This is a genomic window from Pseudomonas serboccidentalis, assembly GCF_028830055.1.
GTDB classification, from domain to species: Bacteria; Pseudomonadota; Gammaproteobacteria; order Pseudomonadales; family Pseudomonadaceae; genus Aquipseudomonas; species Aquipseudomonas serboccidentalis.
This window is the reverse complement of sequence record NZ_CP101655.1, coordinates 4,436,729-4,461,346: the sequence shown is the minus strand read 5'-3', so window position 1 is coordinate 4,461,346 and position 24,618 is coordinate 4,436,729. Positions and strand designations below refer to the sequence as shown.

Below are 24,618 nucleotides of genomic sequence, written 5' to 3'. Positions count from 1 at the left end.
GTAGGTGTGAGCCTGCTCGCGATGACGGTGTGTCATTTAGCAAAAGTGTTGCCTGACACACCGTCATCGCGAGCAGGCTCACTCCTACAGGGGACTTGCGGCGTTTTCGAGCAGGCACAAAAAAACCGGCCGAAGCCGGTTTCTTTTTAAACGCTTACTGCATCCACGGTGGCGGTGGTGGTTCGTCGGACTTGCCTTTGGGCTCGTCATCCGCCGCACGGATCGCCTGCTTGCGTTCTTCATCCAGACGCGCCGCTTCGATCTCACGCAACACGCCGCCGACGTCGGCCAGATCTTGCGGATCGTCGAACTCACCGGTCAGCACGCTGTTGGGGTGCAAGGTGCCGGCTTCGTACAGCGCCCACATTTCTTTCGCGTAGCGGGTCTGTTTCAGCTCCGGGGCAAAGCGCCCGAAATACGAAGCCATGTTGCCCACATCCCGCTCCAGCATGCTGAACGCGTGGTTGTTGCCCGCGGCATCCACCGCCTGCGGCAGGTCGATGATCACAGGACCTGTCGGGGTCAGCAGCACGTTGAACTCAGAGAGGTCACCGTGCACCAGACCGGTACATAACATGAGCACGATCTGCGAGATCAGGAACGCGTGATATTCGCGGGCCTGATCCGGTTCCAGCACCACGTCGTTCAGACGCGGTGCGGCATCGCCGTATTCGTCGGCTACCAGTTCCATCAGCAGCACGCCATCGAGAAAATCGTACGGCTTGGGCACTCGCACACCGGCACCGGCCAGACGGAACAGCGCCGCGACTTCGGCGTTCTGCCAAGCGTCCTCGGTCTCTTTGCGACCGAACTTCGAGCCCTTGGCCATCGCCCGGGCTTGCCGGCTGTTACGCACCTTGCGGCCTTCCTGATACTCGGCTGCCTGGCGGAAACTGCGTTTGTTCGCCTCCTTGTAGACCTTCGCGCAACGTAACTGGTTACCGCAGCGCACCACATAAACAGCTGCTTCTTTACCACTCATGAGTGGGCGCAGCACTTCGTCGACCAGACCGTCTTCGATCAGGGGTTCAATGCGTTTTGGAGTCTTCATCAGCTTTTATTGTGGGTCCTTTATTACCAAACACGCGAATGTCACTCGTTATACGGCAATCCTCGCGCTACGGGGAGGGGTTGCCGACCTGTGAACCCTGTGGATGCACACACTGTGCCGAAATAATCGACCGTTGCCGATCATAGCCGAGCCCACCTTGCTTGTTGTTATCGGCAGCCAAAGGCATTTGCGACAGAATCTGACACGCGGCAGCGTCCAGAAGATTCAAGATCAAAAGATCGCAGCCTGCGGCGGCTCCTACATGAGATCGCCGAGCACCCTGGAGGAGCTGCCACAGGCTGCGATCTTTTAGCGTTCGATGATCGCGGTGACGCCCTGCCCCCCTGCTGCGCAGATCGAGATCAGCCCGCGGCCCTTGCCCGCCGCATCCAGCAGTTTCGCCAGGTTGGCGACGATCCGTCCACCGGTCGCGGCAAACGGGTGCCCCGCCGCCAGTGAGCTGCCCTTCACGTTCAGCCGGCTGCGGTCGATCGAGCCCAGCGGTGCATCCAGGCCAAGACGGGTTTTGCAGTATTCGGGGTCTTCCCAGGCCTTGAGCGTGCACAGCACCTGCGCGGCGAACGCTTCGTGAATTTCGTAGTAGTCGAAGTCCTGCAAGGTCAGCCCGTTGCGCGCCAGCAAACGCGGCACCGCATACGCCGGCGCCATCAACAGGCCTTCGGCGCCGTTGACGAAATCCACCGCCGCCGCTTCGCCATCGCGCAGATAGGCGAGGATTGGCAAGCCACGTTCCTTCGCCCACTCCTCACTCGCCAACAGCACCAACGACGCACCGTCGGTGAGCGGCGTAGAGTTGCCCGCCGTCAGCGTGCCCTTGGCGCTTTTTTCGAAAGCAGGTTTGAGCGCGGCGAGTTTTTCCAGGGTCAGGTCCGGGCGCAGGTTGTTGTCGCGGGTCAGGCCGAGGAACGGCGTCATCAAGTCGTTGTGCCAGCCTTCGCTGTAAGAGGCGGCGAGTTTTTGATGGCTTTCGAGGGCCAGTTGATCCTGCTCTTCACGGGGAATGTTCCAGGTCTGCGCCATCAGCTCACAGTGCTGGCCCATCGACAGACCGGTGCGTGGCTCGCCGTTGCGCGGGAACTCCGGGATCAGGTGTCGTGGTCGCAATTGCAGAAAGGTTTTCAGTTTGTCGCCGGTGGTCTTGGCGCGGTTGGCCTGAAGCAGAATCTTGCGCAGGCCTTCGCTGACGCTGATCGGCGCGTCCGAAGTGGTGTCGACACCGCCGGCGATGCCGCAATCGATCTGGCCGAGGGCGATTTTGTTCGCCACCAGCAGTGCCGCTTCCAACCCGGTGCCGCAGGCTTGCTGGATGTCATAGGCCGGGGTGGTGGGCGACAGCCGCGAGCCGAGCACGCATTCGCGGGTCAGGTTCATATCCCGTGACAATTTAAGCACCGCACCCGCCACCACTTCGCCGATGCGCAGACCGTGCAGGTTGTAGCGTTCGATCAGGCCTTCAAGGGCTGCGGTGAGCATCACCTGATTGCTGGCAGTGGCGTACGGCCCGTTGGAGCGGGCGAAAGGAATACGGTTACCACCGATGATGGCGACGCGGCGCAGCTGACTCATGAAAAGCTCCTTTTCCAAATGGTCGAATTCACCTGAATCTCTTGTAGGAGTGAGCCTGCTCGCGATGGCGGAGGGTCAGCCAACCACAATGCCGAATGTGCTGGCCTCATCGCGAGCAGGCTCACTCCTACAGGGTTCAGCGTTGTTACTGAATCTGTGTTCGGCCACAAAACCCTCGGCGGCCAACTACTCTGCTGTTCTAGCGTAGGCCTTATTGCGTGGATCGAACGATTGATTGCCGTTGGTAGTCCACACTTTGAACCCCAACTTTTGGAGAGCGTTCCATGTCTGACCGCTATATCGACTTCGCCAACTCGTCCATCGGCCACCGTTTGGTCGGGGCCTTGGGCCTGCCGTCGCCGGTGCGGCTGGAACGCTGGCAGGCCGGACGCCTGCGGCCGGTGGACGGTGCGCTGCTGATCGGCGGCGGGCCGTTGGCTGAGCGGGTCAATGCGTTCGCCAACCGCCTGACCGATGCGATCTACAGCTACGGCACCGAGCCTTCGATGGCCACTGCGTGGATCCCCGGGCACGGGCCGAAACTCAAGGCCGTGGTGTTCGACGCCAGCGACCTGCAGCACACCGACCAGCTCAAACAGCTGCGCGAGTTCTTCCAGCCGCTGATGAAGAATCTCGACCACAGCGCGCATCTGGTGATTCTCGGCCGCGCCCCGGAAACCCTGAGCGAGCCCTTTGCGTCCAGCGCGCAACGGGCGCTCGAAGGCTTTTCGCGCTCACTGGCCAAGGAGCTGCGCAGCGGCGGTACGCTGCAACTGATCTATGTCGGAGAAGGCGCCGAGGACCAGCTGGAAGGCCCGCTGCGGTTTTTCCTCTCGCCAAAAAGTGCGTTTGTCTCCGGACAGGTGATTCGCCTGAGCGCCTGCGCCACACAAGTCAGCGACTGGACTCGGCCACTGGCCGGGCGCAAGGCGCTGGTCACCGGCGCGGCACGCGGGATCGGTGCGTCGATTGCCGAAACCCTGGCCCGCGATGGTGCCGAGGTGATTCTGCTTGACGTTCCTCCGGCCAAAACCGATCTGGAAGCCCTCGCCGCTCGCCTCGCTGGCCGGGCGATCACCCTCGACATCTGCGCCGAAGACGCCGCCGCGCAACTGATCGAACAGTTACCGGACGGCCTCGATATTCTGGTGCACAACGCCGGCATCACCCGCGACAAGACCCTGGCCAACATGACCCCGGAATTCTGGGATGCGGTGCTGGCGGTCAATCTCAATGCCCCGCAGGTGCTGACCAAGGCCCTGCTCGACAGCGGCACCCTGCACGACGATGCGCGGGTGATTCTGCTGGCGTCGATCAGCGGCATCGCCGGCAACCGCGGGCAGACCAACTACGCGGCCAGCAAGGCCGGTTTGATCGGCCTGGCCCAGGCTTGGGCGCCGACACTGCTCGAACGCGGCATCAGCATCAACGCGGTGGCGCCGGGCTTCATCGAAACCCAGATGACCGCGCACATCCCTTTCGGCCTGCGTGAGGCCGGGCGGCGCATGAGTTCGTTGGGCCAGGGCGGTTTGCCGCAAGATGTCGCCGAAGCCGTCGCGTGGCTGGCGCAACCGGGCACCGGCGCGTTCACCGGCCAGGCGCTGCGGGTCTGTGGACAAAGTGTTCTGGGGGCGTAGACATGAGCATTGAATGGCACACCCTCGACCGTGAACCGAGCTTGCCCGGCCTGTATGCGCGGGCCGCAACCCGGCGCAAAATCACCGGCACCCAACTGCCCGACGACGGTTTGCGCTGTTGGGTCGACGTCAACGGGCAGAAACTGGCGGCCTATCGCAAGGTTTGCGGCTTTGCTGATGACGGCCTGTTGCCGCCGACTTATCCGCATATCCTGGCATTCGCTCTGCAGATGCAATTGCTCACGGCAAAAGACTTTCCATTCCCGCTGCTGGGACTGATTCACCTGAGCAACCGCATTCGCGTATTGCGCCCGATGGGCGGGATCAGTCGTGCGCAAGTCGGTGTCCGGGTGCACAACCTGCAACCGCATTCCAAAGGCGCGACCTTCGAGGTGTTGACCACCCTGGATGACCAACTCGGGCCGCTGTGGGAAGCGGAAAGTCAGATGCTCTGTCGCGGCGTGAAGCTTGATGGCGAACCCGTCGAGCGAAGCTGGGAGACCTCCCAGGTGTTGACGCAAGTGGCGCAGTGGACAGCGCCGGCCGACATCGGTCGGCAATACGCCAAGGTCTCGGGTGACTACAACCCGATTCACTTGAGCGCCGCCAGCGCCAGGCTGTTCGGTTTTCCCACTGCCATCGCCCACGGGTTGTGGAACAAGGCGCGAACCCTCGCGGCACTCGCCGATCACTTGCCCAAGGCCAACCTTGAAATTGCCGTGCACTTTCGCAAACCGGTGCGCTTGCCCAGTGCGGTTTCACTGTTGGCCAGTGCGCCGGGGTCGAGCGGAGAGTTGCGCCTGATCGGTGCCGGGGATCTGGAGCACATGGTCGGGCAGTGGCAGCCGATCGCCTGATCCCTCGCCACAAGGTTTTCTGGCCGTCACGGGGCGGCCAAACCTGTAAATTGTGTATATATCACTTAAGTTTTTCCGCGCCCGACACAGGGCCCTGAAAAAAATCCAGCCTTGATTTTCAAGGCTTTTTTTTGCGCCTTTATATCCTGGGTATTAGTCCTTAGGCGCTGCGCCGCGCCCTATATATAAAGGCGTTAATACCAACTTGAGAATGGCGGGAACCCGCGACGCGATCGAGATTGGCACCACGGACGAGGCATTACCGACGACAGATCGGTGAGCCATCGAATGCAACGAACGTTGTGACAGGTGCAAGGAATCTCAATCATGAAAACTCAAGTGTGGTGCAAATCGGCAACAGCGCTGGCTTTGATCCTCTCCCTTGGTCTCGCGGGCTGCAGCAGCGGCGGTGGCGGCCATCACAGCAGTTCCGGCAGCTCTTCCCCGGACAGCGCCGCAGCAGGCAGCGGTGGAACAAGTGGCAGCGGTGGTACCAGCGGAACTGGCGGAACTGGCGGCTCGGATTCCGGAACCGGAGGAACCGCAGGCACAGGCGGAACTGGCGGAACCAGTGGTACCGGAGGAACCGGTGGGACGAGTGGCACAGGAGGAACCGGAGGCACAGGTGGTACCGCTGGCACAGGCGGTACAGGCGGCACCGGCACTGGAGGAACCGGAGGTACAGGCGGCACGGGGGGGACAGGCGGAACTGATCCGACTGGGCCGACCACCCCGACCACTACCCCACTGGTAACGACAACTCTGGTACAGGATGTCGGCAAAACTGTCAGCGGCGTTGGCGATGGCGTCGGCCAGGTCGGCGACTCGTTGAGCACCGTTCCGGTGGTCGGTGGCGTCGTGCAAAGCGCGGCCAACACCGCCGGCAACGTCGTCAGCACCCTGGGTGATGGCGTGACCAACGGCATCGGCAAACTGGGCACTGTCGACAATGGCCTGGGCGTTACCGCGTCATCGGTTGGCGGCGTGGTCGCGGATGTCGGCACTGGTGTTTCGGACCTGAGCGGCAAACTGGCGACCGCCACCGGCAGTGTTCCGGTCGTCGGCGGCGTGGTCACCAAAGTCGCACCCGTGCTTGACGGCGTCGGCGAGAAAGTCACCATGCTCGGCGACACCCTGAGCCTGGCCACCACCACCGGCCCACTCGGCTCGGTGACCAAGAATGTCGGCAACAGCCTGGTACCAGTCATTGCGATGGTTGAAAGCACCACTAACAAAGTGGGCAGCACGACCGGCCTCGGCGCTCCGCTTAATGGCGTCATCGGCCAGGTCGGTGGCGCGGTGAAAAGCCTCGGCGGTCAGGTCACAGGCGCGGGCGGCGGCAATGCCCTGACCAACACCGTTGGCGGTGCCCTGAGCAACGTCGGCACCACCGTCAGCACAGCGGGCGGGCTGGCAAACAACGGCACCACTTCCGGTGGTGGACTGAGCGGTGGCCTGGGCGGTACGGGCTTGTTGCAAACCGTCGGCGGTGCAGTGGTCAACGTCGGTTCCGGGCTGAACGCCGGTAACACCAACGGCACGGTCAGCGCCGCTGGCGTCACCACCGCCTCGCTGGGCAACACCATTGCCTCGGTCAACACTGTGCTCGGCGGCTCGGGCACACCGATCACCGCGACCACTTCGCCGCTGGCCACCGTCGGTGCCACTGTCGGCGCAGCGCTTAATCCGGTGACCAGCGCGGTCACCAGCGTCACCCAACAAGTCGGCGCCACAACGGGCCTGGGCGCACCGGTCGCCGGTCTCACCGGTCAGGTCGGCGGCGCGGTGAGCAGCATCGGCACCACCATTGCGTCCACCAATAACCCGGTGACGACTGCAGTCGGTGGGGTGGTCAACAATGTCGGCAGCACTGTCGCCTCGGTCGGCGGCCTGCTCAACGGCGGTACCGGCACAACCACTGGCGGGACTGCCGGTGCGGTCGGCGGGGTCGTCGGCACGGTCGGCGGTCTGCTCAATACCGCCACCAGCACAACCAACACCGGCGGCACCACCGGCGGCCTGGGCGGTGTACTCGGAGGCCTGACCGGCACTCTGGGTGGCGTCACACATTAAATTGCACCTGGCCGATTCGACGGCCTCACCTACAGCGCCTACGCTTGGTTGAAGGCGGAAGATTCCCACGAGTCTTCCGCTTTTTTCTTAGAAGAACTTCAGTCCAGCGCTGTGATCTGACCATGGAGTGTCCTATGCGCGTAATGGCATCCCTGCTGTTCCTCAGTATCAGTTCCGCCGCCCTCGCCGACACCCTTCCCAGCTTTCTCAACAGCAACGAAACCACTCGCAATCTACCCGTGCCGAACCTGCCGGCGGATGCCTATCGTCCGGCCGCCACGCCCCTGCAAGTCCCAGAACCTGGCGCGGCCGCAGCGCAACCATTGCTGATGGAGACAAAAATCAATCTGAAAACCGTGCAGATCGAAGGCGGCACGATCTACCCGCTCAACGAACTGGCCGAAGTCTACAAACCCCTGATCGGCCACCAGACCAGCCTGGCCGATCTGATCGAAGCCACACGCAACATCACCCGTCGCTATCAGAAGGACGGCTACCTGCTGTCCTATGCCTTCCTGCCGCAACAGCGCTTCGATGGCGGTGTGGCCCGGGTGGTATTGGTGGAGGGTTATGTGCGTGATGTTCAGGTGCAGGGCGATATCGGTCGGGTCAAAGGTCTGCTCGACGAACTGGCAGCAAAAATCCAGGCCGAACGACCGCTGACCCGCAAGACGTTCGAACGCTACACCACGCTGATGACCCGCATCCCCGGTGTGACCCTTCAGGCGCAAGTACCGCCGCCCGGCACCACCGACGGCGCCACCACGCTGGTGGCCCAGGCCAGCCGCAAAGCGTTCACCAGCAGCCTGAACACCACCGAAGACAATCGCAACGGTACTCAGGCACTGCTGGGCGTCAGCAGCAATTCTCAGACGGCCATGGGCGAGCAGTTGACCCTCAGCGGTCTGTTTCCGCCGGGGGACGATCACGAGCACTACTACCGCCTGGACTACAACCAGTTCCTCAACAGCGAAGGCACGCAACTGAGCCTGTTCGCCTCTCGCTACCGGGCCGACCCGGGCACCAACGTGCTCACCAGCGACGGCTTCGAACTCAAGCCGCACAAGGAGGACGATCGTTATTCCATCGGCGTCAGCCACCCGTTCATTGCGGCATCCAACGAGCTGCTCAATGGTGGAGCGCGGCTGTACGCGGTGGATGACAAAAACCGTTACGACGTGGTCGGCTACCCGGTGAGTATCGAGGAGCGCACCAACGTGCGCGCCCTCGCGTTCGAAGGCGACTGGCGCAAGGCCGATACCCGGCAGCTACGGATTCTCAGTGGCGGCCTGTATCAAGGCCTCGACAGCATGGGCGCGCACTCCAACAACCCGGCGCTGGACCTGAACTTCCTGCGCCTGCGCCTCTCCGGGGTGCAGAGCGACAAGTTCTTCGACAACTGGCAAGGGGTGCTGTCGGCCGCCCTGTACTGGAGCGACGACACCTTGCCCGACAGCGAGCGAGCGGTGTTTGGCGGGCAAAACTTCGGCCGTGGCTACCCGGATGATCAAGCGTCGGGTGACAAGGGCTGGGGGGCGGCTTACGAGGTCAACTACAGCTTCAATCGCGACGGCAACTGGGTGCGCATTCTGCAGCCGTACGTGGTGCTGGACCGTTCCAAAACCTGGTTCAACAAACTGCAGGTGCAGAGCAACGACCTGTCATCAGCGGCGGTGGGGCTGCGTTTTGGCGATGCCAAGTACTACAACATTGCGTTGGAGGCCGCCAAGCCGATGTCGGATGAAGCGCTGGATACGTTCAATCGCCGGGCGCGTTACAGCATCAGTTTCAGCTATCAGTTGTAAACGTCGGTCACAGGCGAGGCCGGCTCTCACAAGGTCATGAGTGAGAGCCGGCCTCGCCTGTGATCAACGCTGGATCAGGTGTCGCCCTCAAGCTAGTTTTTGGTCTCGATCTTGCCACCGGCATCCGGGTCGTAGAAATCCGGAATCTCGTACTTGTACTTCTTCAGCCAGCGCTGCATCGCCAGTTCTCTCTCGGTCGCCGTGGCGGTTTGCGGTTTGGGCGAAGCGGCCTGGTTGCGGCTTTGCAGCACCAGCCAGCCTTCGGTTTCCTGTTGCTGCGCCGAGGCCGGGCCGGCGTCGATTGCCTGGGCTGCAAGCGGCAGGCTGAGCAGGGTCAGGCAGCACACGCGGTGCAAGGTGTTCATGGTGATCTCCCGGAGTGTCACTTGAGCGTCGACGGTTGTGGGTCAGCCACTACCGCCACCTGATTGCCGGCCGCCGCCGGGGCCTTGGCCGGTACCTTGAGTTTTTCCGCACGGCTCTGGGCTTCGGAGAATTGCTCCGGCGTCAGGTGCGCGCGGCTGACGATTTCGGCAGCTTGCTGCCAGTTGTTCTGATAGAGCAGCAAGGTCACCAGATTCAGCGGTGCCAGTTGATCGTTCTGCTTGAGTTCGATGGCGGTGAGGAATTCGAAACGGGCGTCTTCAAGGCGCAACTGGTTGAGGTAGACCACGCCCAGGTCGTTGCGAATCTTTTCATTGGTTGGCGCCAGACGCACCGCGCGCTGCAAGTGCGTCAGGGCCTGAGCGTTATCGCCACGGGCCGCATAGAGCTGGCCCAGACCATGTTCGGCGTCCGCCGTCAGGCACGTACCGAGCAGTCCGCGATATAACGGCTCGGCCTCATTGCGCCCGAGCAAGCGGTAGACCTTGGCCTTGCGCAGGCGCACCTCGACCAGGTTGTCGGGCAGGCTTTGCAGGTTGGCCAGGCTGGCGTGCAGCTTGCCGTCGTTGGCCAGGTCGTCGGCCAGGTTCAGGGCCAGTTCCTGTTCGGAATCGAGCTTGCTGCAACTGGTCGGCGCCAGCAGCGCCGACCACGGCGCCTGACCGTCGGTGGCGCAACCACCGAGCATCAACAGACTTGCCACGACAATCAGTGCTTTCATCAAATGCTCTCCGTGAGCCAACGTCAGTTTGCAAACGCCCGGGTAATCGCGGTGAATCCCGGGCCGGCCAGTACGATCAGCAAAGCAGGAAACAGAAACAGCATCATCACCACCGACATCTTCGCGGACATCTTCGAGATATATTCCTGCAGTCGGGTCAGGCGTCGGTCGTCGAGCAATTGCTTGAGCGCCAACAGCGATTTCATCGCCCCGCCGCCCTGCTGAATCAGCTGTTGCAGGATCACGCAGGTGTCGGTGAACTCATCGACCGCGAGCATCACCGAGGTCTTGTGCAGTTCCTGTCCCAGCTCGAGTCCCGAGTCGACCCGCGCCAGAATCAGGCGCAGCTCGCGGGTCAGTTCCGGCAGCAGTTTTTGCCCTTCGCTGCTGAGCACGCGCAAGGCTTGTTCGACCGCCATCCCCGATTCGAAGAGGATGCGCAGCAGCGGGATGAACGTGGAGATTTCCACCGCGATGGTTTTCTGCCGACGCCCGGCGGCGTACGCCAGCAGTCGCTTGGGCAGCAGATAACCGGCGCCGGTGGCGAGCATGGGCACTATCCAGCGATTGGCCGCGTGAGGAAAAAACACTTCCTGCAGAAAAATTGCCAACCCCAGCATCAGCAGTGGTGTGCCAATCTGGCAGGCGGCGTACAGCGAGCGCTCACTGGCGCGGCGCCAGCCGAGGCGGCTGAGCAAGGTCTGGGTTTCGCTGTCGATGCTGACCGAGCGCTGGCCGAACTTGCTGTTGCCCAATGCGCGCAGCCAATGGCCGAAGCGGCTCTCGCGCACCAGATGTCCCTGCAACCGCTGGTTGACCTGGCGCACCCGACGCCGCTCCGTCAGCAGATGGTTGACCACCAGCAACAGGGCGCCGAGCAACAGCATCAGGGCGGCGAGATAAACCATTTCAAATACTCCGCAACATGCGCCACAGCGCCAGGCAACCGGTCACTTGCAACACCACGGCGATGATCAACATGGTCTGGCCGCCGGAGTCGTGCCACATGCCGAGCATGTAGCCGGGGTTGGTCAGCATGAAGTAACTCACCAGGATCACCGGCAGCGAACCGAGCACCCAGGCGGTCATGCGCGTCTCGCCTGTGAGCGCGCGCAGTTGCCGGGCGCCCTGATCACGTTCGCGGATCAACTTGATCAGGTTCTCCAGCAACTCGCTGGCATTGCCGCCGTAGCGATGGTTGACCTTGAGGCCGAGGGCGAACATGCGCAGCTCGTCCTGTTCATACAGTTCGGCAAGGTCACTGACCGCATCCGGCAGATTGACGCCCAGCTGCACGTTGCGCTGAACCCGGCCCATGGCTTCTTTCAGCGGATCGTCACTCGCCTCGATGCTGCCCATGACCGCATCGCTCAGGGTGCGTCCGGACTTGAGGCTGCGCACGGTGTGGTCGAGCAACGCCGGCAACTGCTCGATCATGCGTCTGATCCGGCGGTGGTACAGCCAGGAAATGTACAGGCGCAAGATCAGCGGCGGCGCCAACAGCATCGCCAGCAAACCGATCCAGCTCGCCAGCAGATAACCGAGGGCAATCGCCACACCCCACAACGTCAGCCACAGGCCGAAGCGCTCGTTGGGCCGCCCCAGTCCGGCGCGCAAAAACATCCGCTCGAGCCCGACCCAGGTCGGTTTCTGCGCGGCTAGTTGTGGCTGCCCCGCCGCGAGGCGGTTGAGCACGCGCTCGTTGCTGGTCTTGTGGATGCCGCGCAGGAACAACCAGATCGACAGCCCGAGCAGGATCAGACAAAGCAGGATGAGAATGGCCGGTCCGATCATGATGCGAGTTCCATGCTGTCAGCCCAGGTTCGTCTCGTGCCGCAACTTGTCGCCCGCCGGATTGACCGCTTCGCGCAGGAAGCCGAAACCGGTACGTCGATCAAGGCGAAACAGGGTGTTGGTGACGTAAACGTCTTCACGAATGCCGACCACTTCCACCACCTCGCTGACGCAGCGCCGGCCATCGGGCATGCGGGTCAGCTGGATGATCACGTCGAGGGCGGCGCAGATCATCTGGCGCAAGGTGCGCTCGGCGATCGAGCGGCCAGTCAGCCCCACCAGCGTCTCCAGGCGCAGCAACGCATCCTGCGCATTGTTGGCGTGCACGGTGCTCATCGAGCCGTCGTGCCCGGTGTTCATGGCGGTCAGCACATCGACCACTTCGACGCCGCGAATCTCGCCGAGGATGATCCGGTCGGGGCGCATGCGCAGGGCGTTGCGAATCAGGTCGCTGGCCTTCACTTCACCATGACCCTCGGCATTCGGCGGACGGGTTTCCAGACGTACCACGTGCGGGTGGCCGAGCTGCAGTTCGGCGACGTCCTCGATGGTCACCAGCCGTTCGTGCGGGTTGATCAACTGGCTGAGAATGTTCAGCAACGTGGTTTTGCCGGTGCCGGTACCGCCGCTGATGAGCACGTTGCAGCGCTTGCCCACCGCCTCCTGGAGAAACTCGAAAATCGCCAGATCGATGGTCTGCATCGCCATCAGGTCGCTGCTCTTGAGCATGTCCTTGCGAAACTTGCGGATCGACAGGCAAGGGCCGTCGAGGGCGATCGGCGGAATGATCGCGTTGACCCGACTGCCGTCCGGCAGGCGCGCATCGACCATCGGCGAAGACTCGTCGAGGCGTCGCCCGAGCGGCGCGAGAATCCGTTGCATGACCCGCTCGACGTGATGCGCATCGATAAAACGCAGGTCACTTTGATGCAGCACGCCATCGCGTTCGATGAACACCCGGTGCGGGCCGTTGACCAGAATCTCGGTCACCGACTGATCGCGCAGCAGCACTTCCAGCGGACCGAAGCCGGTGAGTTCATCAACGATTTCCTCAGCCAGGCGCTCCATCTCATAACGGGAAATCGCCAGGTGCAAGCGGGCGATGTATTCGGCGGCCTTGTCGGTGACAAACTGCGCCAGCAACTGGCGCGAGCCTTCCAGCAGGTTTTTTCCCGACTCTTCGATGGCGTCGATGATGTAGCGGTGCAGGACCAGCTTCAGCCCTTCGTGATCGGTATTGCCGACCGCGCCGTGCGGCACCGCGCCGAACAGTTTTTCTGCGCTCATGAGGTGCCTCGCAAGCGGTCGAACCAGGTGACCTTGGGTTTGGCCAGGCCTTCGGAGCGCTTGGCCAGAAGCTCGCCGAGGGCGCGCAGGCTCTGCGTGAGTTTTTCCCGCGGGGCCAGTTCGAACAGGCTGACGCCCTGGTTCTTGGCGTTCAGGCGCACTTCGGCGTTGGCGGCCAACACCGCGATCACTTCCAGATTGAAGGTTTTGCCCAGGGTCTCGGCATCCGGTGCAACGTTGCCCAGATAGCCGTCCACCAGCAGACGCGCGTGGTCGAGCTTCATGCCCTTCTCGCGCCACAGGTTGAGCACCGCAAGGTTGCGGCGGCAGTTGAGCACGTTCTGATCGGTGTACCACAGCAGCTTGTCGCAATGGCTGACAAACGTGCGTAAGGCTTCGCTCTCGGACTGCCCGGTGAGGTTCACGACGATGTGCTGGAAGTGTTGGCGCAGGGCGCTGAGCAACATGTACAGCTCGGCGGCGCTGGTGCTTTCCAGCGGCTCGTCGCTGCTGGCGTACGCCAGAATCCGCAAGCCGGCGTCCGTGCTGGTGAAGGCGCTGTCGATCAGCGTGGCGTCGAGCCTGCGCAAATGACGCAAGGCATCGCCGAAATGAAACGAACTCTCGAGCCCGAGCAATGCCAGGCTGTCGCCACGGGGCAGGCCCAGATCCAGCAGCAGAGTTTGCTGCCCACTCTTTTGCACCACCTGCGCCATGTGACTGGTCAACAACGCACCGTCGGAATTGCTCTGTGCGCCGTACAACACGGTGAGGCCACCGAGCTGGGTGTTGGCCGTCACCGGTGGCAGACGTTTGTTCAGGCGTCGCACCAGCCCGGCGACTTCACTGGCCCGCGAACCGTACGCCACGAAATCCCGGGCGCCGGCGCGCATCGCGTTGAGCACCAGTTGATTGTCCATGCCGTCGCCGAGCGCAACGATGGCGAGCATCGGCTTGGCTTCCAGCGCACCTTCGATCAACGCACTCTGCGCCACCACATGGTCACGGTCGAGGCCGACGAACACCAGGCTGGCAAAGGTGACGTCCACCAGCGCCAGCAGTTCATCCAGGCTCCCGGCCCCGGCGCTCACCACTTGGCCCAGCGGCGCGAGAGCGCCTTGCAGCCACTCCAGATCAGTGCTGTTACGGGTGATCGCAAGAAAGGTCTGGCTCAGGTTCTGGTTCATTGGGACAGTCCGCTGCGCTTGTCGAAGTTGCCGTTTTCCAGGAAGAACATGCGGTAGAAGTTCGGGTCGTAGTTGCGCAGTTTTTCTCCCGGCAGCGACGGCAGTTGCGCATCGGCCGCCAACGGCTGGACCAGATGCGGAGTGACGATCATCAGCAGTTCGCGCTCTTCGCGCTTGATCTGCGAGCCTTTGAAAAAGGCGCCGAGCACCGGGATATCGCCCAGTCCCGGAAACTTGTTCACCTGTGAACTGTTGGTGGTGCTGATCAAGCCGCTGATCACGAAGCTTTCGCCGTCGGCCAGCGAGACGCTGGTGTCGGTACGGCGGATAGTCAGGGCCGGCACAGTGGTACCGGCGATCTGCACGGCGTTACTCAAATCCAGTTCGCTGACTTCCGGTGCGACTTTCAGCGCGATGCGGTCGTGGCTGATGACGGTCGGGGTCAGGGTCAGCCGGATGCCGAACTCCTTGTATTCGATCGACACGTTGTCGCTGCCGGCGCTGGGCACCGGAATCGGAATTTCCCCCCCGGCCAGAAAGCTTGCGCTCTGCCCGCTCAGTGCCACCAGACTCGGCCGCGCGAGGGTGTAGGCGAAGCCACTGGTTTCCAGCGCGTTGATGATCGCCATGGTCTTGCCGCCGATCCACGAGAAGTTGAACAGGCCGTTGTCCACCGGCAGTCTCGGCGTCGGCACGCCGTCGATGGGCGGCAAAGTACCGGGGGAGCCGAACAGGAAATTGCCTCGCGTGCCAATCAGTGACGCGGTGGCCTCCTTGAGTTTGGTGCGGCTGACTTCGACGAAACGAATGTCGGTCTGCACTTGCGAGGGCAGCGTCGGATCATCGGAAGGCATGCGGTTGGCACTGGTCAATGCCGCGGTGGCACTGCCTTGTACGAAGACCATGCTCTGGCGAGGTTCACTGGAACATGCCGTCCAGACCATCAGGCTGGTAGCGCCGGGGGCCACGCCGGTCAGTAAAAACGACGCGCTGCCGGTGTCGTGCACATCAGCGATTTTCGGGTCGCCAATGGCCACGCGGGTGATTGCCACGGGTGACTGGATGTCCTGCTGGAACCCTTCGCCGATCTCGATCACCGGTGGCATACGACCCAGTGCCGAGCAATTGCCCGTGGCCGCCATGGCCGCGTTTATCGACAGTCCCATCAGTACCAAGGCCCGGACTACAGGTTTTAATAGCGGCCGAAATCGACTCTGCATGCACGTGGATCCTTGCTCAGTCATGGGACTTGTTGGGTAACCTGATTGCCGCGGATCACTTCCATCGGCGTCCGCGCATGGCCGCCAATGGCCGGCGCTTTCGGCGCGGCGCCCAGGGCCAGTTGCGTGAACTGGAAGAGTTGGCTGTTGGCGTTGTCCAGGTGCGCCGGCGACTGCTTTTCACCGGCCCAGTATTTCGCCAGACGCTGCTCCTCACTGCTGCGTACGGCCAGGCGCAACGTGCCGACCTGGGTGGCGAGCATCATCCGGCTCAGCAATTGCTCAGGCACCGCCAGCACCACGGTGCGTGCGGCGATCCGGCGTTGATCCTGTTTGAGTTTGTCGTCGGCGCTCAGGGCCGGGTTGGCAGGTTGGCCATCGTTGGTCAGACCGTATTGGTCACCGACGCCAAGCACGCGCATGGCCGGCACCACAATCTGCGCCGACTGCTGCAGATTGCTCGCGTCCTGCCGCAGATAGAGCAGCACGTCGACGTAGTCGCCGGGAACCAATTGCCCGGCGGCACCGATCACCTCGTCCACGGCCACGGTGAGCGCGCGCTCATCGCTGTGGATCATCCGCGCCAGCGCGCCGCCGGCTTCGAAGCTTTGATCATTGAGCCAGGTGCCGGCGCTGAGGTGCCGCCACGGCGTGCGCCCCACCGCTTGATCAACACTGGAAAGGCTGCCGGCCGGGGCGCTGCGCAGTTTTTCCAGCGCCACATCGGCAGCTGTAAGAGGGGTGAAAGGCGGAACATCGTGCAACAGCACGACCACTGGCTGACGGGTCTGGTCTTCGGCGGCGGCGACGGTTTTTTCCATAACGACCACCGGGGCAGCAGGCGCCTGGGCGACGGGAGCCGGTTGCCGACTGAGAACCAGACCCCAGTAACCGACGATGATTGCACCCAGCAACAGCACCGCTGCAAGACCCATGGTGACGCGACTGTTCATGACGGCTCTCCCTTTCCTGCTGCACCGACGACCTGTACTTCCGATGAGAGAATTTTTCGCGATCAGGCAGCTATGAACATGCAACTATTTCGCTATTTCCAAGCTAGCTGATCCGTGCCAAAACGCCATTACTGACAGGAAAATAACTCACTAAAGTATGAGTCCTGGCCAATTAACTGTAGGGAGCGGCCCGACTAACGATCCGGTTAATCCTTTGTGATTAATCCGTTCTTACAGTTGTTGACCGAGGGTTTGTTGACAATGCTCTGATAGCACGGTGCAAGCATGCCGCTGTAGCGTTGGATCGGCGCCAGAGGCGCGAAGGAGTGGACATATGTTTCGGATGATCATCGACTATCTACTGGCCAGGGCCAGGCTGCTGTGCAGAAGCGAAGAAGGTGCGTCTGCCATTGAATACGCGATCGTGGTGGCAATGGTGGCGGTCGTTGTCGTGGTATTCGTAACGCCCATCGGCGACAAGGTGCTGGCCATTTTCAACGTGGTGCTGACCAAGCTCGGTGGCACGGCACAGGTCAGAACGACGCCCTGATCAAAACCTTTCCCCTCTTCCAGTGCTCGTGCCCATGCTGACGTTCAGCAGCGCTCAGGCACTGGCAACTCATCGGATTTCGTAAGTCCGATCACCCGCCGTTACGAAGGAGAATGTCAATGTTCCTTGAATACCTGATATTGCGCCTGAGGTCGTTTCTGGCAAGCACAGAGGCTGCATCAGCCATCGAATACGCCATTGTGGTGGCTATGGTGGCGGTCGTCGTCGTTGTGTTCATCACACCTTTGGGCGCGAAGATCTTTGCGATTTTCAACAACGTTCTGGTGGCGCTCGGCGGCACTGCGCAAACGGCTCCGGTGCAGACCCCCTGATGTGAGTCGCGTCAGGCGAATGTCGCGCTACACTCGATTGCACTTTCAGCTTCTCAGGGATTGCCCATGAATGCTTCCTCACTCCCCCGCCAACAGTTGCTTCTGGTTGACGATGAAGAGGATGCGTTGCTTGAGCTGGCCGAGTTACTGGAGGGCGAGGGCTTTACCTGCCACACCGCGACTTCGGTGAAGCTCGCCCTGCACCACCTCACCCGCAATCCGGATATCGCCTTGGTGATCACCGATCTGCGCATGCCGGAAGAGTCCGGCATGTCGCTGATCAAGCGCCTGCGCGAGCACACTTCGCGCCAGCATCTGCCGGTGATCGTCACGTCAGGACACGCCGACATGGAGGACGTCAGCGACATGCTGCGCCTGCAGGTGCTGGACCTGTTTCGCAAGCCGATCTACCACGTGCGCCTGCTGGAAACCCTGGACAATCTGTTCCCCAAACCGAAGACGTAGCCAGAGTAATTCAGGCGAGGTGTTTTTGGCAGAATTGACTGCCTGTCCGGGATGGACAGGCAATCGAAATCAGTGTGCGGTTACACGCTGACGAGCCGCCGAAGCACTCGGCGACAGCGCCAGTGCCAGCTGGGTGCGGTTGTGCATGTGGGTCAGGCGCAACACCTGCGAGACGTACAACTTTACGGTGTTTTCGGTGATGCCCAACTCGCAGGCGATCTGATAGTTGGTCTGCCCTTTGCCCACCAGGCGCGCCACATCCAGTTGCCGTGGCGACAACTGATTGAAGATCGCCGGAATCTCCTGCGCGGCGCCTGCGCCTTCGCCGCCGAGCATGTCGCTGACCACCGCCGCCGGATTGCGCCGGACCTTGTCCAGGTCCTGGTAGAGATCGTCGATGGACTCGGAAAGAAATTGCAGCTTCTGGTTCAGATGACCCAACTGCACATTCTTGTGCCGATCCTGCAGCGCCGCTTCCTGACGTTTCACGCCTTCGAGCAGTTCATCCAGATCGACCGGTTTCTGATAGTAGTCGGCAATCCCTGCGCGCAGAGCCTTGATCACGTCCTGTTTATCGGCCCGACCGGTGAGCATGATCGCTTCGAACACCCGGTGTTTGCCGCCGATACGTTGCAGCTCCTGCACCAACTGGATGCCATTCATGTCCGGCATATGCAGATCGCTCAGCACCAGGCCGATTTCCGCGTCCTGGCTGAAACGTTCAATCGCCTGCTGACTGGATTCACATGGCACACAGCGGTAACCACTGCTTTCGAGAAACTCGCACAACTCCTCGACAATCAACGGTTGATCATCGACCACGAGCACTTTTACCGCAGACGTAAGCTTGTTCACGAACCACTCCATTGCTCGGGCCAAAGCTGACTTTTTCTGCACTTTGGCGGTGTAACGACTTCCTTTGAAAGTAGACGCACTTTCCGACTATGTACATAGGACTAGTGGCAAGTTGCGACTAATGGATCCAAGGCACTGACAGCAGTACTCCCACCAGCACGAACGGTGCAAAAGGCTGCTTCTTTGACACTCCCGGCTCCATATATCGAAGATGTTCTCTAAGCCCTTGACTCGTATGAAGCCAGACTCTTGGCGCGATCAGCAGCCACAGCAAACTGGCGACACCCGCGCCGATAAACGTACAAAGAATGAATAAACCGTTCGTCGCAAGGCCCAGGGCTGTCATTAATTTCACATCGCCTGCGCCCATGCGGCCCATGAAATACCCCGGCAGCGTCAACGCCAGGGCAATCACGCCGGCCCAGAGCCCCTCCTGCGCATCGGTCCCGAGCCAGGTCGTGCCAGTCACCGACAGATGGATCAACGCCAGCGCCCCCGCACCGAACGTAAGAGCATTGGAAATACGCCGTTGCCGGGCATCCTGGGCGGCGCACACGGCCAGCCAGATCAGGAGAACTAAACTCTGCATCCGGTTAAATCCCGTCCGATTTTGCTGATTGATTCTATGCTGATACTACGCAGTGAACGTCAGGGTAGACGCAGTCATGAAAACCGGCTTCGCAAAATCACAGGCAGGCGCAGTGGCGATCGAATTCGCCTTGGTATTCGTGATTTTTTTCGCTGTGTTCTACGCACTGGTCAGCTACAGCCTGCCGTTTGTATTGATGCAGACGTTCAACGAGGCGACGTCCGAAGCGGTGCGCCGCAGCGTCGCGGTCGACCCCAATACCCCCGGTTATGCCAGCGTGGTGGTGAGTACCGCCAACGCCGCGTTGACCCAGCAATTGCAGTGGGTGCCATCAACGCTGAACCTGGTGGTCGGCGTCGATACCTCGGCGGTGTATGACGCCACTCAAGGCACGCTGACAGTCAGCGTCAATTACCCCACCAGCAAGCTCAATCAGGTCATCCCGTTTCTGGTCTTGCCGGGCGTGGGTGCGGTGCCGAGCCTGCCCGCCAACCTTACTGCCACGTCGAGCCTGAAATTTTGACCTCCGGCGACAATCTGTTCGGACGCTTGCTCAAACGCGCGCCGACGCCTGCCAGCGAATTGCCCGACCTTCTCGGCTCTCCTGCGCTGGGCCTGCACCTGCACCTGGACAACGAAGGCTGCGTATTGCAGGTGGCCGGGCCGTTGCGCCAACAGTTGGCCCAACGGCCGCCCCACGAGTCACCGTTGCCGCTGTCGGCTTATTTACTGGCGCACAGCACACTGGCGATTGAAGGCCGCCCGCAAGACTGGCAAGGGCAAATGCTCGACCTGGACTTCCCCGGACTCAGTGATCAGACCTTGCATTTGCGCGGCTGGGTGCAGCCCTTGGCCGAGGGTTGGGTACTGCAATTGATGGACATCGGTGACCTGCTGCTCGAGCGCCAGCAAGCGCGCAATCGCGACGCCTGTCAGGCCCTCGCCGGGCAGATCAGCGAGCACCTGCGCGTCTGTAGCCTGACGCGCCTGCCGGTGGTGGTCAGCGAGCAATTGCAGGCCATCGCCCAGCGCTGGCATATCCCGTGCCTGGCCATCGCCCTGCTCGACGAACAGGAACAGGGCTGGCAGATCTTCGAACAATATCGCGCCCACGATGCCCCGATGCTGTGGCAGGACGGCCAGCGTCTGGGCACACCGCTCGACAGCCTCAACGGTAGCGCGCCGCAGCGTCTCGGCGCCCATCATGGGCTGTACGAACATTCGCGAGTGGAAACCACGTTCGGCAACGCCGATGGGTTCGCTGTGCCCTACAGCGATGATCGCGGGGTAATGGCGTGGCTGCTCTGCGGCTTCTACACCGTGGACGTTGCCGCGCCACACCTGAGCGACCGCGACTGGATGTCACTGACCAGTGCCTTGGCAGCCCCACTGCTCAGCCGCTTGCGTGACCAGCAGCATCATCACTACACCGAGCGGCTCGAATCGCTGCAAACCCTGCTCGGTACCGGCTGGTGGGAGATGCTCGGTGACGACGTGCTGCTGGCCCCGTCGCTGCTCGACGTGTTGCCGGCGGACAGAGCTCGAATCCCGCTGCAAGACTGGCTGGCGCTGATTCATCCGGCCGATCGCGAAGAACTGCGCAGCCGCCTGCACGCCCTGCAACTGCACGGCGAGCCCCTGACGCTGAGCGTTCGTCTGCACCGCAGCGACCGCGAACAAATACCGCAGTGGTATCGCGTGCAGGGGCAGGTCGCCGGCACGGGTGAGCATCGGCGGCTGGTGGGGTTCATGCTCGACATCAGCGACACCCGGAACCAGCAGCAACGGGCCGAAGCCGCCCATGCACGACTGGACAACCTGATCGCCAGTTCGCCGGCGGTGATTTATGTCCAGCGCTACGTCGAAGGCGCACTGATCCCGGCCTTCTTCAGTGCCAGCCTGGAACCTCTGCTGGGCTGGACACCGGACGAGTGCAGCGCCGCCGACTGGGTGCAGCTGATTCATCCCGAAGACCGCGAACTGTATTTCACCCGCACCCGACAGTTATTGCGCGAAGGCTCGGTGCGCGCGCGTTATCGCCTGCGCGACACGCGCGGCGAATACCATTGGCTGCTCGACGAAGCCAAGCTGCTGCGCAATGACCTTGGCCTGCCGGTCGAAGCCGTCGGCCTGTGGCTGGACGTCACCGAAGCGACCCTCGCTGCCGAACAGGTCAGGCACAGCGAAGAACGCTATCGAATTCTGGTAGAAGACTCGCCGGCAATGATCTGCCGCTATCGCCCGGACCTGACCCTGACCTTCGGCAACCGGCCGCTGGCGACCTATCTGGAATGCACGCCGGAGCAATTGCCGGGGGTCGATCTGGGCAGCTGGATGTCCGACGAGCAACGCGCCGCCTTCGTGCAACGCCTGGCGCTGCTGACCCCGGAGCTGCCGGTGAGCACCGCGGAAATCAGCCTGCAACTGCCCGGGCGTGAGCATGCGTGGTGGGTGTGGTCCGATCGCGGGGTGTTCGATGAACACGGGCGCCTGCTCGAAGTGCAGGCCGTGGGCCGTGACAACACCGAAGTGCGGCGCTCGCAGCAGCAACTCACACAAAGCGCGAAAATGGCCACCCTCGGCGAAATGGCCACCGGCCTGGCCCACGAAATCAACCAGCCGCTGAACGTGATGCGCATGGCCATCGTCAACGTGCTCAAGCGCCTGAGCAACGGCGACGCGCAGATCGACTACCTGACCGATAAACTCAAGCGCATCGACGCCCAGGTGCAGCGTGCCGCGAAAGTGGTCGATCACATGCGCGTGTTCGGCCGCCGCTCGGAGATCGAGCAGCAACTGTTCAACCCGGCCTCGGCCATCGAAGGCACATTGTCGCTGCTGGCCGAAGGCATGCGCGGCAAGGGCGTGGATCTGCACATCAGCGAAACCGGCTTTACCGTGCAAGTACGCGGCTATGTCGATCAGTTGGAACAGGTGCTGATCAACCTGATGGTCAACGCCCGCGATGCACTGCTCGGCAAACGCGAGAAAGACTCGACGTTCAAGCCATGGATCTCGATCTACGCCGAACGCGATGAGCACACGGTGCGGCTGTGGGTCGAGGACAACGGCGGCGGCATCGACCCGCGCTTGCTGGAGCGGATTTTCGAACCGTTCTTCACCACCAAACCGGTGGGTGTCGGCACCGGGCTGGGCCTGTCGGTGAGCTACGGCATCATCGAAAACATGGGCGGCCATTTGAGCGTGCGCAACTCGGTGGAGGGCGCCCGCTTCTGCATCGAACTGCCGGTGGCGTCGGACGTCTAGATCACCAGATAGGCCTTGCCGGTCTGGCCGCAGGTCATGTTGGCGCCGACGTCGACGTCCATCAGGTTGATGCCCAGGGACTTGAGCAGGTTGTTGAGCAATGGGTCGAGCAATGGGCTGACCACGCCGGTGACCGCAGGCAACAAACGGCTGCTGACCTCACTGATCAACGAAGCCACACCGGTGACAATGGCGCCGAGCGGGTTGCTGCCCACCGGTTGGTAGACGATCAGGTTGATGCCGGCCAAGGTGTTGCTAAGGCTGCCGACGATATTGTTGGTGGGGACCGCCGATTGCACGCTGGATGGCAGTTTGAGGTTGGGCGGTGTTGCGAACGGCGTGCCACTGGAAAACACCAGGTCCTGCGTATTCTGCGCGACGGAGGTATCGAGTTTGATCGCGATGCCGCCCGCATCGTATTGAACATGGGTAGCGGCGTCGCAACTGCCGATGCCCAGAATCCTGTGGCAGGTCACGATGCCCAGATCCACCAGCGGCAACGGTGCGACCGTAGGCTCGGCTGCCGATGAGAAGGCATTGGTCGGGTCAATCTTGCCAAGTTTGAGGTCTGCGATCGACGTGATGGTATGGGCCGTCAGGCTTTTGGTGCCGGTGTTGCCGGTCGGGCAGCTGTAATCGGTGACATAGCTTTTCGCGCCGCCGGCATCCAGTGCGATATCGATTTGCGGGCTCGGCAGCAGTTTCGGATCGAGTTGCTCGCAACCGGCGCCCAACAGACAGACCACTGAGTTGAGCGTGTCGACCAGATTCAGACTCAACAGCGCATTGAGGGTCGGGGTCAATGTACCGACCAGCCCCAGCACCGCACTGGTCAGCCCGGTCACCCCGGACAGCACCGGCAGATTCACCGAGAGCATCGTGCGAACCTGCGCCGTGCGCACATAAATCCGGTCCGGCCCCAACGGGTTGGCCTTGGCCCGCGCCGGATCGCCAATCGCCGAAAACTGCGGCGGCTCGATCACCTTGACCCGTACCGTGACGTTCGCCAGCCCCAGCACGCTGATCGGCAAGGTCGCGGCCACCGCACTTTTGCTGTTGGCCAGCTGCACCACGCCCTGAATCAATTGCAGCAGCTGCAGGTTGGCATCCAGCCCGGCCGCCGTGGTGCCGGTCTGCAACTGCAGGATGTCGCCGAGCTTGACCGGTGCGGCGTTGGCCGCCGCGACCTGCAATTGCCCCAACGCGGTGATCACCTCGGCCGTCGCGCCATTGAGCTGCACCACCGTCGCGGCCGCCTGAATCAGTTGGGTGACCGTGGCCTGGGTATTGAGTAGCTGCGTGTAGTTGCCGGCGGCCACGTTGAGGTTGATCGCCAGTTGGTTGAGGTAGCTGAGCAGGTTGATGTCAGTATTGAGCAGGCCATCCCAGCCCACTGCCGTGAGGTTGACGTTGCCGCCCAGCAAGCCGGAGAACAGTGGATTGAGAATGTTCGACTGCGCAGTATTGATGCTCGCCAGCGTGCTGCGGATGTTCAGTTGCGCAACCGTCGGGGTCGGCTGGGCGGCGACGGCCGAGGCATTCAGGGTGGTGTTGAGGCTGACCGCTGAGCCGGTGAACAATGCTTGTACGCCACCGGCAAAACTGGTGGTCACCGTGCGACTGGCCGCGACTTTGACCGCCGTTGACCGGGTCGCATCGGCGGTGAACGTGCGCAGTCCGCTGGCCGCGGTCTGTACGCTGCCACAGGTGGTCGCCAAGGTGTTGTTGCTATCGACGACGTAGCCGTTGCGTACAGCGCTTTGCCCGGCATAAGTGGCTGCGCTGAGGCCTGACTGGCAGTTGCCGCCGCGACTGACGGCTTCCAGCGCCGCACTGTCCACCACCCGCTGCAACGAGCGCTGCTCCATGTACAGCCGACCGGTGTCGACCACCAGCAACATCAGCACCAGCGCCAGGCTGAGGGTGGCAGCCGCCATCAACCCGATCGCCCCGTGTTGCCGGGCCGGACCGTTGAACTGCGAACGAGGCGACATGGCGCACTCC

At 62.1% G+C, this 24,618-nt stretch carries 22 protein-coding genes; 9 read left to right on the top strand and 13 right to left on the bottom strand.

The features are described from left to right. Nucleotides 1-154: 154 nt before the first annotated feature. A complete protein-coding gene (locus NN484_RS20335; RefSeq protein ID WP_025111724.1) occupies nucleotides 155-1,051 on the bottom strand; it encodes a PA4780 family RIO1-like protein kinase in 897 nt (298 codons plus the stop codon). A 309-nt stretch (nucleotides 1,052-1,360) separates the two neighbouring features. Then, the gene (locus tag NN484_RS20330) at nucleotides 1,361-2,638 is read right to left on the bottom strand and encodes an acetyl-CoA C-acetyltransferase (RefSeq protein WP_215501388.1); all 1,278 of its coding nucleotides are present in this window, start codon (nucleotides 2,636-2,638) and stop codon (nucleotides 1,361-1,363) included. A 284-nt stretch (nucleotides 2,639-2,922) separates the two neighbouring features. Here NN484_RS20330 and NN484_RS20325 point away from each other — a divergent pair, with 284 nt between their 5' ends. The 4 genes from NN484_RS20325 to NN484_RS20310 all read left to right on the top strand — a co-directional run bounded on the left by NN484_RS20325 (nucleotide 2,923) and on the right by NN484_RS20310 (nucleotide 9,010). Continuing rightward, nucleotides 2,923-4,275 (top strand): 3-oxoacyl-ACP reductase, encoded by a 1,353-nt coding sequence (locus NN484_RS20325; protein WP_274657732.1) that lies wholly within the window; start codon nucleotides 2,923-2,925, stop codon nucleotides 4,273-4,275. A gap of 2 nt (nucleotides 4,276-4,277) precedes the next feature. Beyond that, nucleotides 4,278-5,132 carry a MaoC family dehydratase gene (locus NN484_RS20320; protein WP_274657731.1) on the top strand — a complete coding sequence of 285 codons (855 nt, stop codon included), beginning with the start codon at nucleotides 4,278-4,280 and terminating at the stop codon, nucleotides 5,130-5,132. Nucleotides 5,133-5,459: 327 nt separating this feature from the next. After that, on the top strand, nucleotides 5,460-7,205 hold the full coding sequence (locus NN484_RS20315; RefSeq protein WP_274657730.1) for a collagen-like triple helix repeat-containing protein: 1,746 nt from the start codon (nucleotides 5,460-5,462) through the stop codon (nucleotides 7,203-7,205). Between the two features lie 134 nt (nucleotides 7,206-7,339). Next, a complete protein-coding gene (locus tag NN484_RS20310; RefSeq protein WP_127649162.1) occupies nucleotides 7,340-9,010 on the top strand; it encodes a ShlB/FhaC/HecB family hemolysin secretion/activation protein in 1,671 nt (556 codons plus the stop codon). Between the two features lie 92 nt (nucleotides 9,011-9,102). On the opposite strand, the gene NN484_RS20305 is transcribed toward NN484_RS20310, so the two are convergent. The 8 genes from NN484_RS20305 to cpaB are packed head-to-tail and all read right to left on the bottom strand — an operon-like array spanning nucleotide 9,103 to nucleotide 16,556. After that, on the bottom strand, nucleotides 9,103-9,375 hold the full coding sequence (locus NN484_RS20305) for a DUF3613 domain-containing protein (protein ID WP_127649160.1): 273 nt from the start codon (nucleotides 9,373-9,375) through the stop codon (nucleotides 9,103-9,105). 17 nt (nucleotides 9,376-9,392) lie between these two features. Continuing rightward, the gene (locus NN484_RS20300) at nucleotides 9,393-10,115 is read right to left on the bottom strand and encodes a tetratricopeptide repeat protein (RefSeq protein ID WP_215501383.1); all 723 of its coding nucleotides are present in this window, start codon (nucleotides 10,113-10,115) and stop codon (nucleotides 9,393-9,395) included. Nucleotides 10,116-10,138: 23 nt separating this feature from the next. Continuing rightward, nucleotides 10,139-11,023: a type II secretion system F family protein gene (locus tag NN484_RS20295; protein ID WP_274657729.1), complete on the bottom strand. Its 885-nt coding sequence runs from the start codon at nucleotides 11,021-11,023 to the stop codon at nucleotides 10,139-10,141. Nucleotide 11,024: 1 nt separating this feature from the next. Further along, on the bottom strand, nucleotides 11,025-11,909 hold the full coding sequence (locus tag NN484_RS20290; protein WP_215501381.1) for a type II secretion system F family protein: 885 nt from the start codon (nucleotides 11,907-11,909) through the stop codon (nucleotides 11,025-11,027). 18 nt (nucleotides 11,910-11,927) lie between these two features. Next, nucleotides 11,928-13,196, bottom strand: coding sequence for a TadA family conjugal transfer-associated ATPase (locus NN484_RS20285; RefSeq protein WP_274657728.1), 1,269 nt, complete (start codon nucleotides 13,194-13,196; stop codon nucleotides 11,928-11,930). Next, complete coding sequence (locus tag NN484_RS20280) at nucleotides 13,193-14,383, bottom strand: CpaE/TadZ family protein (protein ID WP_274657727.1); 1,191 nt, start codon at nucleotides 14,381-14,383, stop codon at nucleotides 13,193-13,195. The genes NN484_RS20285 and NN484_RS20280 overlap by 4 nt, the downstream gene beginning before the upstream one ends. After that, nucleotides 14,380-15,603, bottom strand: coding sequence for a type II and III secretion system protein family protein (locus NN484_RS20275; RefSeq protein ID WP_215501378.1), 1,224 nt, complete (start codon nucleotides 15,601-15,603; stop codon nucleotides 14,380-14,382). The genes NN484_RS20280 and NN484_RS20275 overlap by 4 nt, the downstream gene beginning before the upstream one ends. Nucleotides 15,604-15,623: 20 nt before the next feature. Further along, nucleotides 15,624-16,556 (bottom strand): Flp pilus assembly protein CpaB, encoded by a 933-nt coding sequence (gene cpaB, locus NN484_RS20270; RefSeq protein ID WP_274657726.1) that lies wholly within the window; start codon nucleotides 16,554-16,556, stop codon nucleotides 15,624-15,626. A gap of 334 nt (nucleotides 16,557-16,890) precedes the next feature. Between cpaB and NN484_RS20265 the strand changes: the two genes are divergently transcribed. The 3 genes from NN484_RS20265 (at nucleotide 16,891) to NN484_RS20255 (ending at nucleotide 17,903) form a co-directional block, all read left to right on the top strand. Beyond that, entirely contained in the window at nucleotides 16,891-17,106 is a 216-nt protein-coding gene (locus NN484_RS20265; protein ID WP_373557745.1) for a Flp family type IVb pilin, read from the top strand. Between the two features lie 119 nt (nucleotides 17,107-17,225). Beyond that, on the top strand, nucleotides 17,226-17,438 hold the full coding sequence (locus NN484_RS20260) for a Flp family type IVb pilin (protein ID WP_127649144.1): 213 nt from the start codon (nucleotides 17,226-17,228) through the stop codon (nucleotides 17,436-17,438). 66 nt (nucleotides 17,439-17,504) lie between these two features. Then, entirely contained in the window at nucleotides 17,505-17,903 is a 399-nt protein-coding gene (locus NN484_RS20255) for a response regulator (RefSeq protein WP_215501376.1), read from the top strand. A gap of 69 nt (nucleotides 17,904-17,972) precedes the next feature. On the opposite strand, the gene NN484_RS20250 is transcribed toward NN484_RS20255, so the two are convergent. Beyond that, complete coding sequence (locus tag NN484_RS20250) at nucleotides 17,973-18,758, bottom strand: response regulator transcription factor (protein WP_274657725.1); 786 nt, start codon at nucleotides 18,756-18,758, stop codon at nucleotides 17,973-17,975. 118 nt (nucleotides 18,759-18,876) lie between these two features. Next, nucleotides 18,877-19,347: an A24 family peptidase gene (locus tag NN484_RS20245; RefSeq protein ID WP_274657724.1), complete on the bottom strand. Its 471-nt coding sequence runs from the start codon at nucleotides 19,345-19,347 to the stop codon at nucleotides 18,877-18,879. 76 nt (nucleotides 19,348-19,423) lie between these two features. On the opposite strand from NN484_RS20245, the gene NN484_RS20240 reads away from it, so the two are divergent. Both NN484_RS20240 and NN484_RS20235 read left to right on the top strand, forming a co-directional pair. After that, nucleotides 19,424-19,870: a TadE/TadG family type IV pilus assembly protein gene (locus NN484_RS20240; RefSeq protein ID WP_127649136.1), complete on the top strand. Its 447-nt coding sequence runs from the start codon at nucleotides 19,424-19,426 to the stop codon at nucleotides 19,868-19,870. Next, nucleotides 19,867-22,614, top strand: coding sequence for a PAS domain-containing protein (locus NN484_RS20235; protein WP_215501373.1), 2,748 nt, complete (start codon nucleotides 19,867-19,869; stop codon nucleotides 22,612-22,614). The genes NN484_RS20240 and NN484_RS20235 overlap by 4 nt, the downstream gene beginning before the upstream one ends. On the opposite strand, the gene NN484_RS20230 is transcribed toward NN484_RS20235, so the two are convergent. Next, on the bottom strand, nucleotides 22,611-24,608 hold the full coding sequence (locus tag NN484_RS20230) for a pilus assembly protein TadG-related protein (protein WP_274657723.1): 1,998 nt from the start codon (nucleotides 24,606-24,608) through the stop codon (nucleotides 22,611-22,613). The two genes, NN484_RS20235 and NN484_RS20230, sit on opposite strands and share 4 nt — an antisense overlap. Nucleotides 24,609-24,618: the final 10 nt, after the last annotated feature.

Bases quoted from the DNA above. Each gene is read 5' to 3' on its own strand.
- NN484_RS20335 (WP_025111724.1), bottom strand. From the start codon at position 1,051: ATGAAGACTCCAAAACGCATTGAACCCCTGATCGAAGACGGTCTGGTC.
- NN484_RS20330 (WP_215501388.1), bottom strand. From the start codon at position 2,638: ATGAGTCAGCTGCGCCGCGTCGCCATCATCGGTGGTAACCGTATTCCT.
- NN484_RS20325 (WP_274657732.1), top strand. From the start codon at position 2,923: ATGTCTGACCGCTATATCGACTTCGCCAACTCGTCCATCGGCCACCGT.
- NN484_RS20320 (WP_274657731.1), top strand. From the start codon at position 4,278: ATGAGCATTGAATGGCACACCCTCGACCGTGAACCGAGCTTGCCCGGC.
- NN484_RS20315 (WP_274657730.1), top strand. From the start codon at position 5,460: ATGAAAACTCAAGTGTGGTGCAAATCGGCAACAGCGCTGGCTTTGATC.
- NN484_RS20310 (WP_127649162.1), top strand. From the start codon at position 7,340: ATGCGCGTAATGGCATCCCTGCTGTTCCTCAGTATCAGTTCCGCCGCC.
- NN484_RS20305 (WP_127649160.1), bottom strand. From the start codon at position 9,375: ATGAACACCTTGCACCGCGTGTGCTGCCTGACCCTGCTCAGCCTGCCG.
- NN484_RS20300 (WP_215501383.1), bottom strand. From the start codon at position 10,115: ATGAAAGCACTGATTGTCGTGGCAAGTCTGTTGATGCTCGGTGGTTGC.
- NN484_RS20295 (WP_274657729.1), bottom strand. From the start codon at position 11,023: ATGGTTTATCTCGCCGCCCTGATGCTGTTGCTCGGCGCCCTGTTGCTG.
- NN484_RS20290 (WP_215501381.1), bottom strand. From the start codon at position 11,909: ATGATCGGACCGGCCATTCTCATCCTGCTTTGTCTGATCCTGCTCGGG.
- NN484_RS20285 (WP_274657728.1), bottom strand. From the start codon at position 13,196: ATGAGCGCAGAAAAACTGTTCGGCGCGGTGCCGCACGGCGCGGTCGGC.
- NN484_RS20280 (WP_274657727.1), bottom strand. From the start codon at position 14,383: ATGAACCAGAACCTGAGCCAGACCTTTCTTGCGATCACCCGTAACAGC.
- NN484_RS20275 (WP_215501378.1), bottom strand. From the start codon at position 15,603: ATGCAGAGTCGATTTCGGCCGCTATTAAAACCTGTAGTCCGGGCCTTG.
- cpaB (WP_274657726.1), bottom strand. From the start codon at position 16,556: ATGAACAGTCGCGTCACCATGGGTCTTGCAGCGGTGCTGTTGCTGGGT.
- NN484_RS20265 (WP_373557745.1), top strand. From the start codon at position 16,891: ATGTTTCGGATGATCATCGACTATCTACTGGCCAGGGCCAGGCTGCTG.
- NN484_RS20260 (WP_127649144.1), top strand. From the start codon at position 17,226: ATGTTCCTTGAATACCTGATATTGCGCCTGAGGTCGTTTCTGGCAAGC.
- NN484_RS20255 (WP_215501376.1), top strand. From the start codon at position 17,505: ATGAATGCTTCCTCACTCCCCCGCCAACAGTTGCTTCTGGTTGACGAT.
- NN484_RS20245 (WP_274657724.1), bottom strand. From the start codon at position 19,347: ATGCAGAGTTTAGTTCTCCTGATCTGGCTGGCCGTGTGCGCCGCCCAG.
- NN484_RS20240 (WP_127649136.1), top strand. From the start codon at position 19,424: ATGAAAACCGGCTTCGCAAAATCACAGGCAGGCGCAGTGGCGATCGAA.
- NN484_RS20230 (WP_274657723.1), bottom strand. From the start codon at position 24,608: ATGTCGCCTCGTTCGCAGTTCAACGGTCCGGCCCGGCAACACGGGGCG.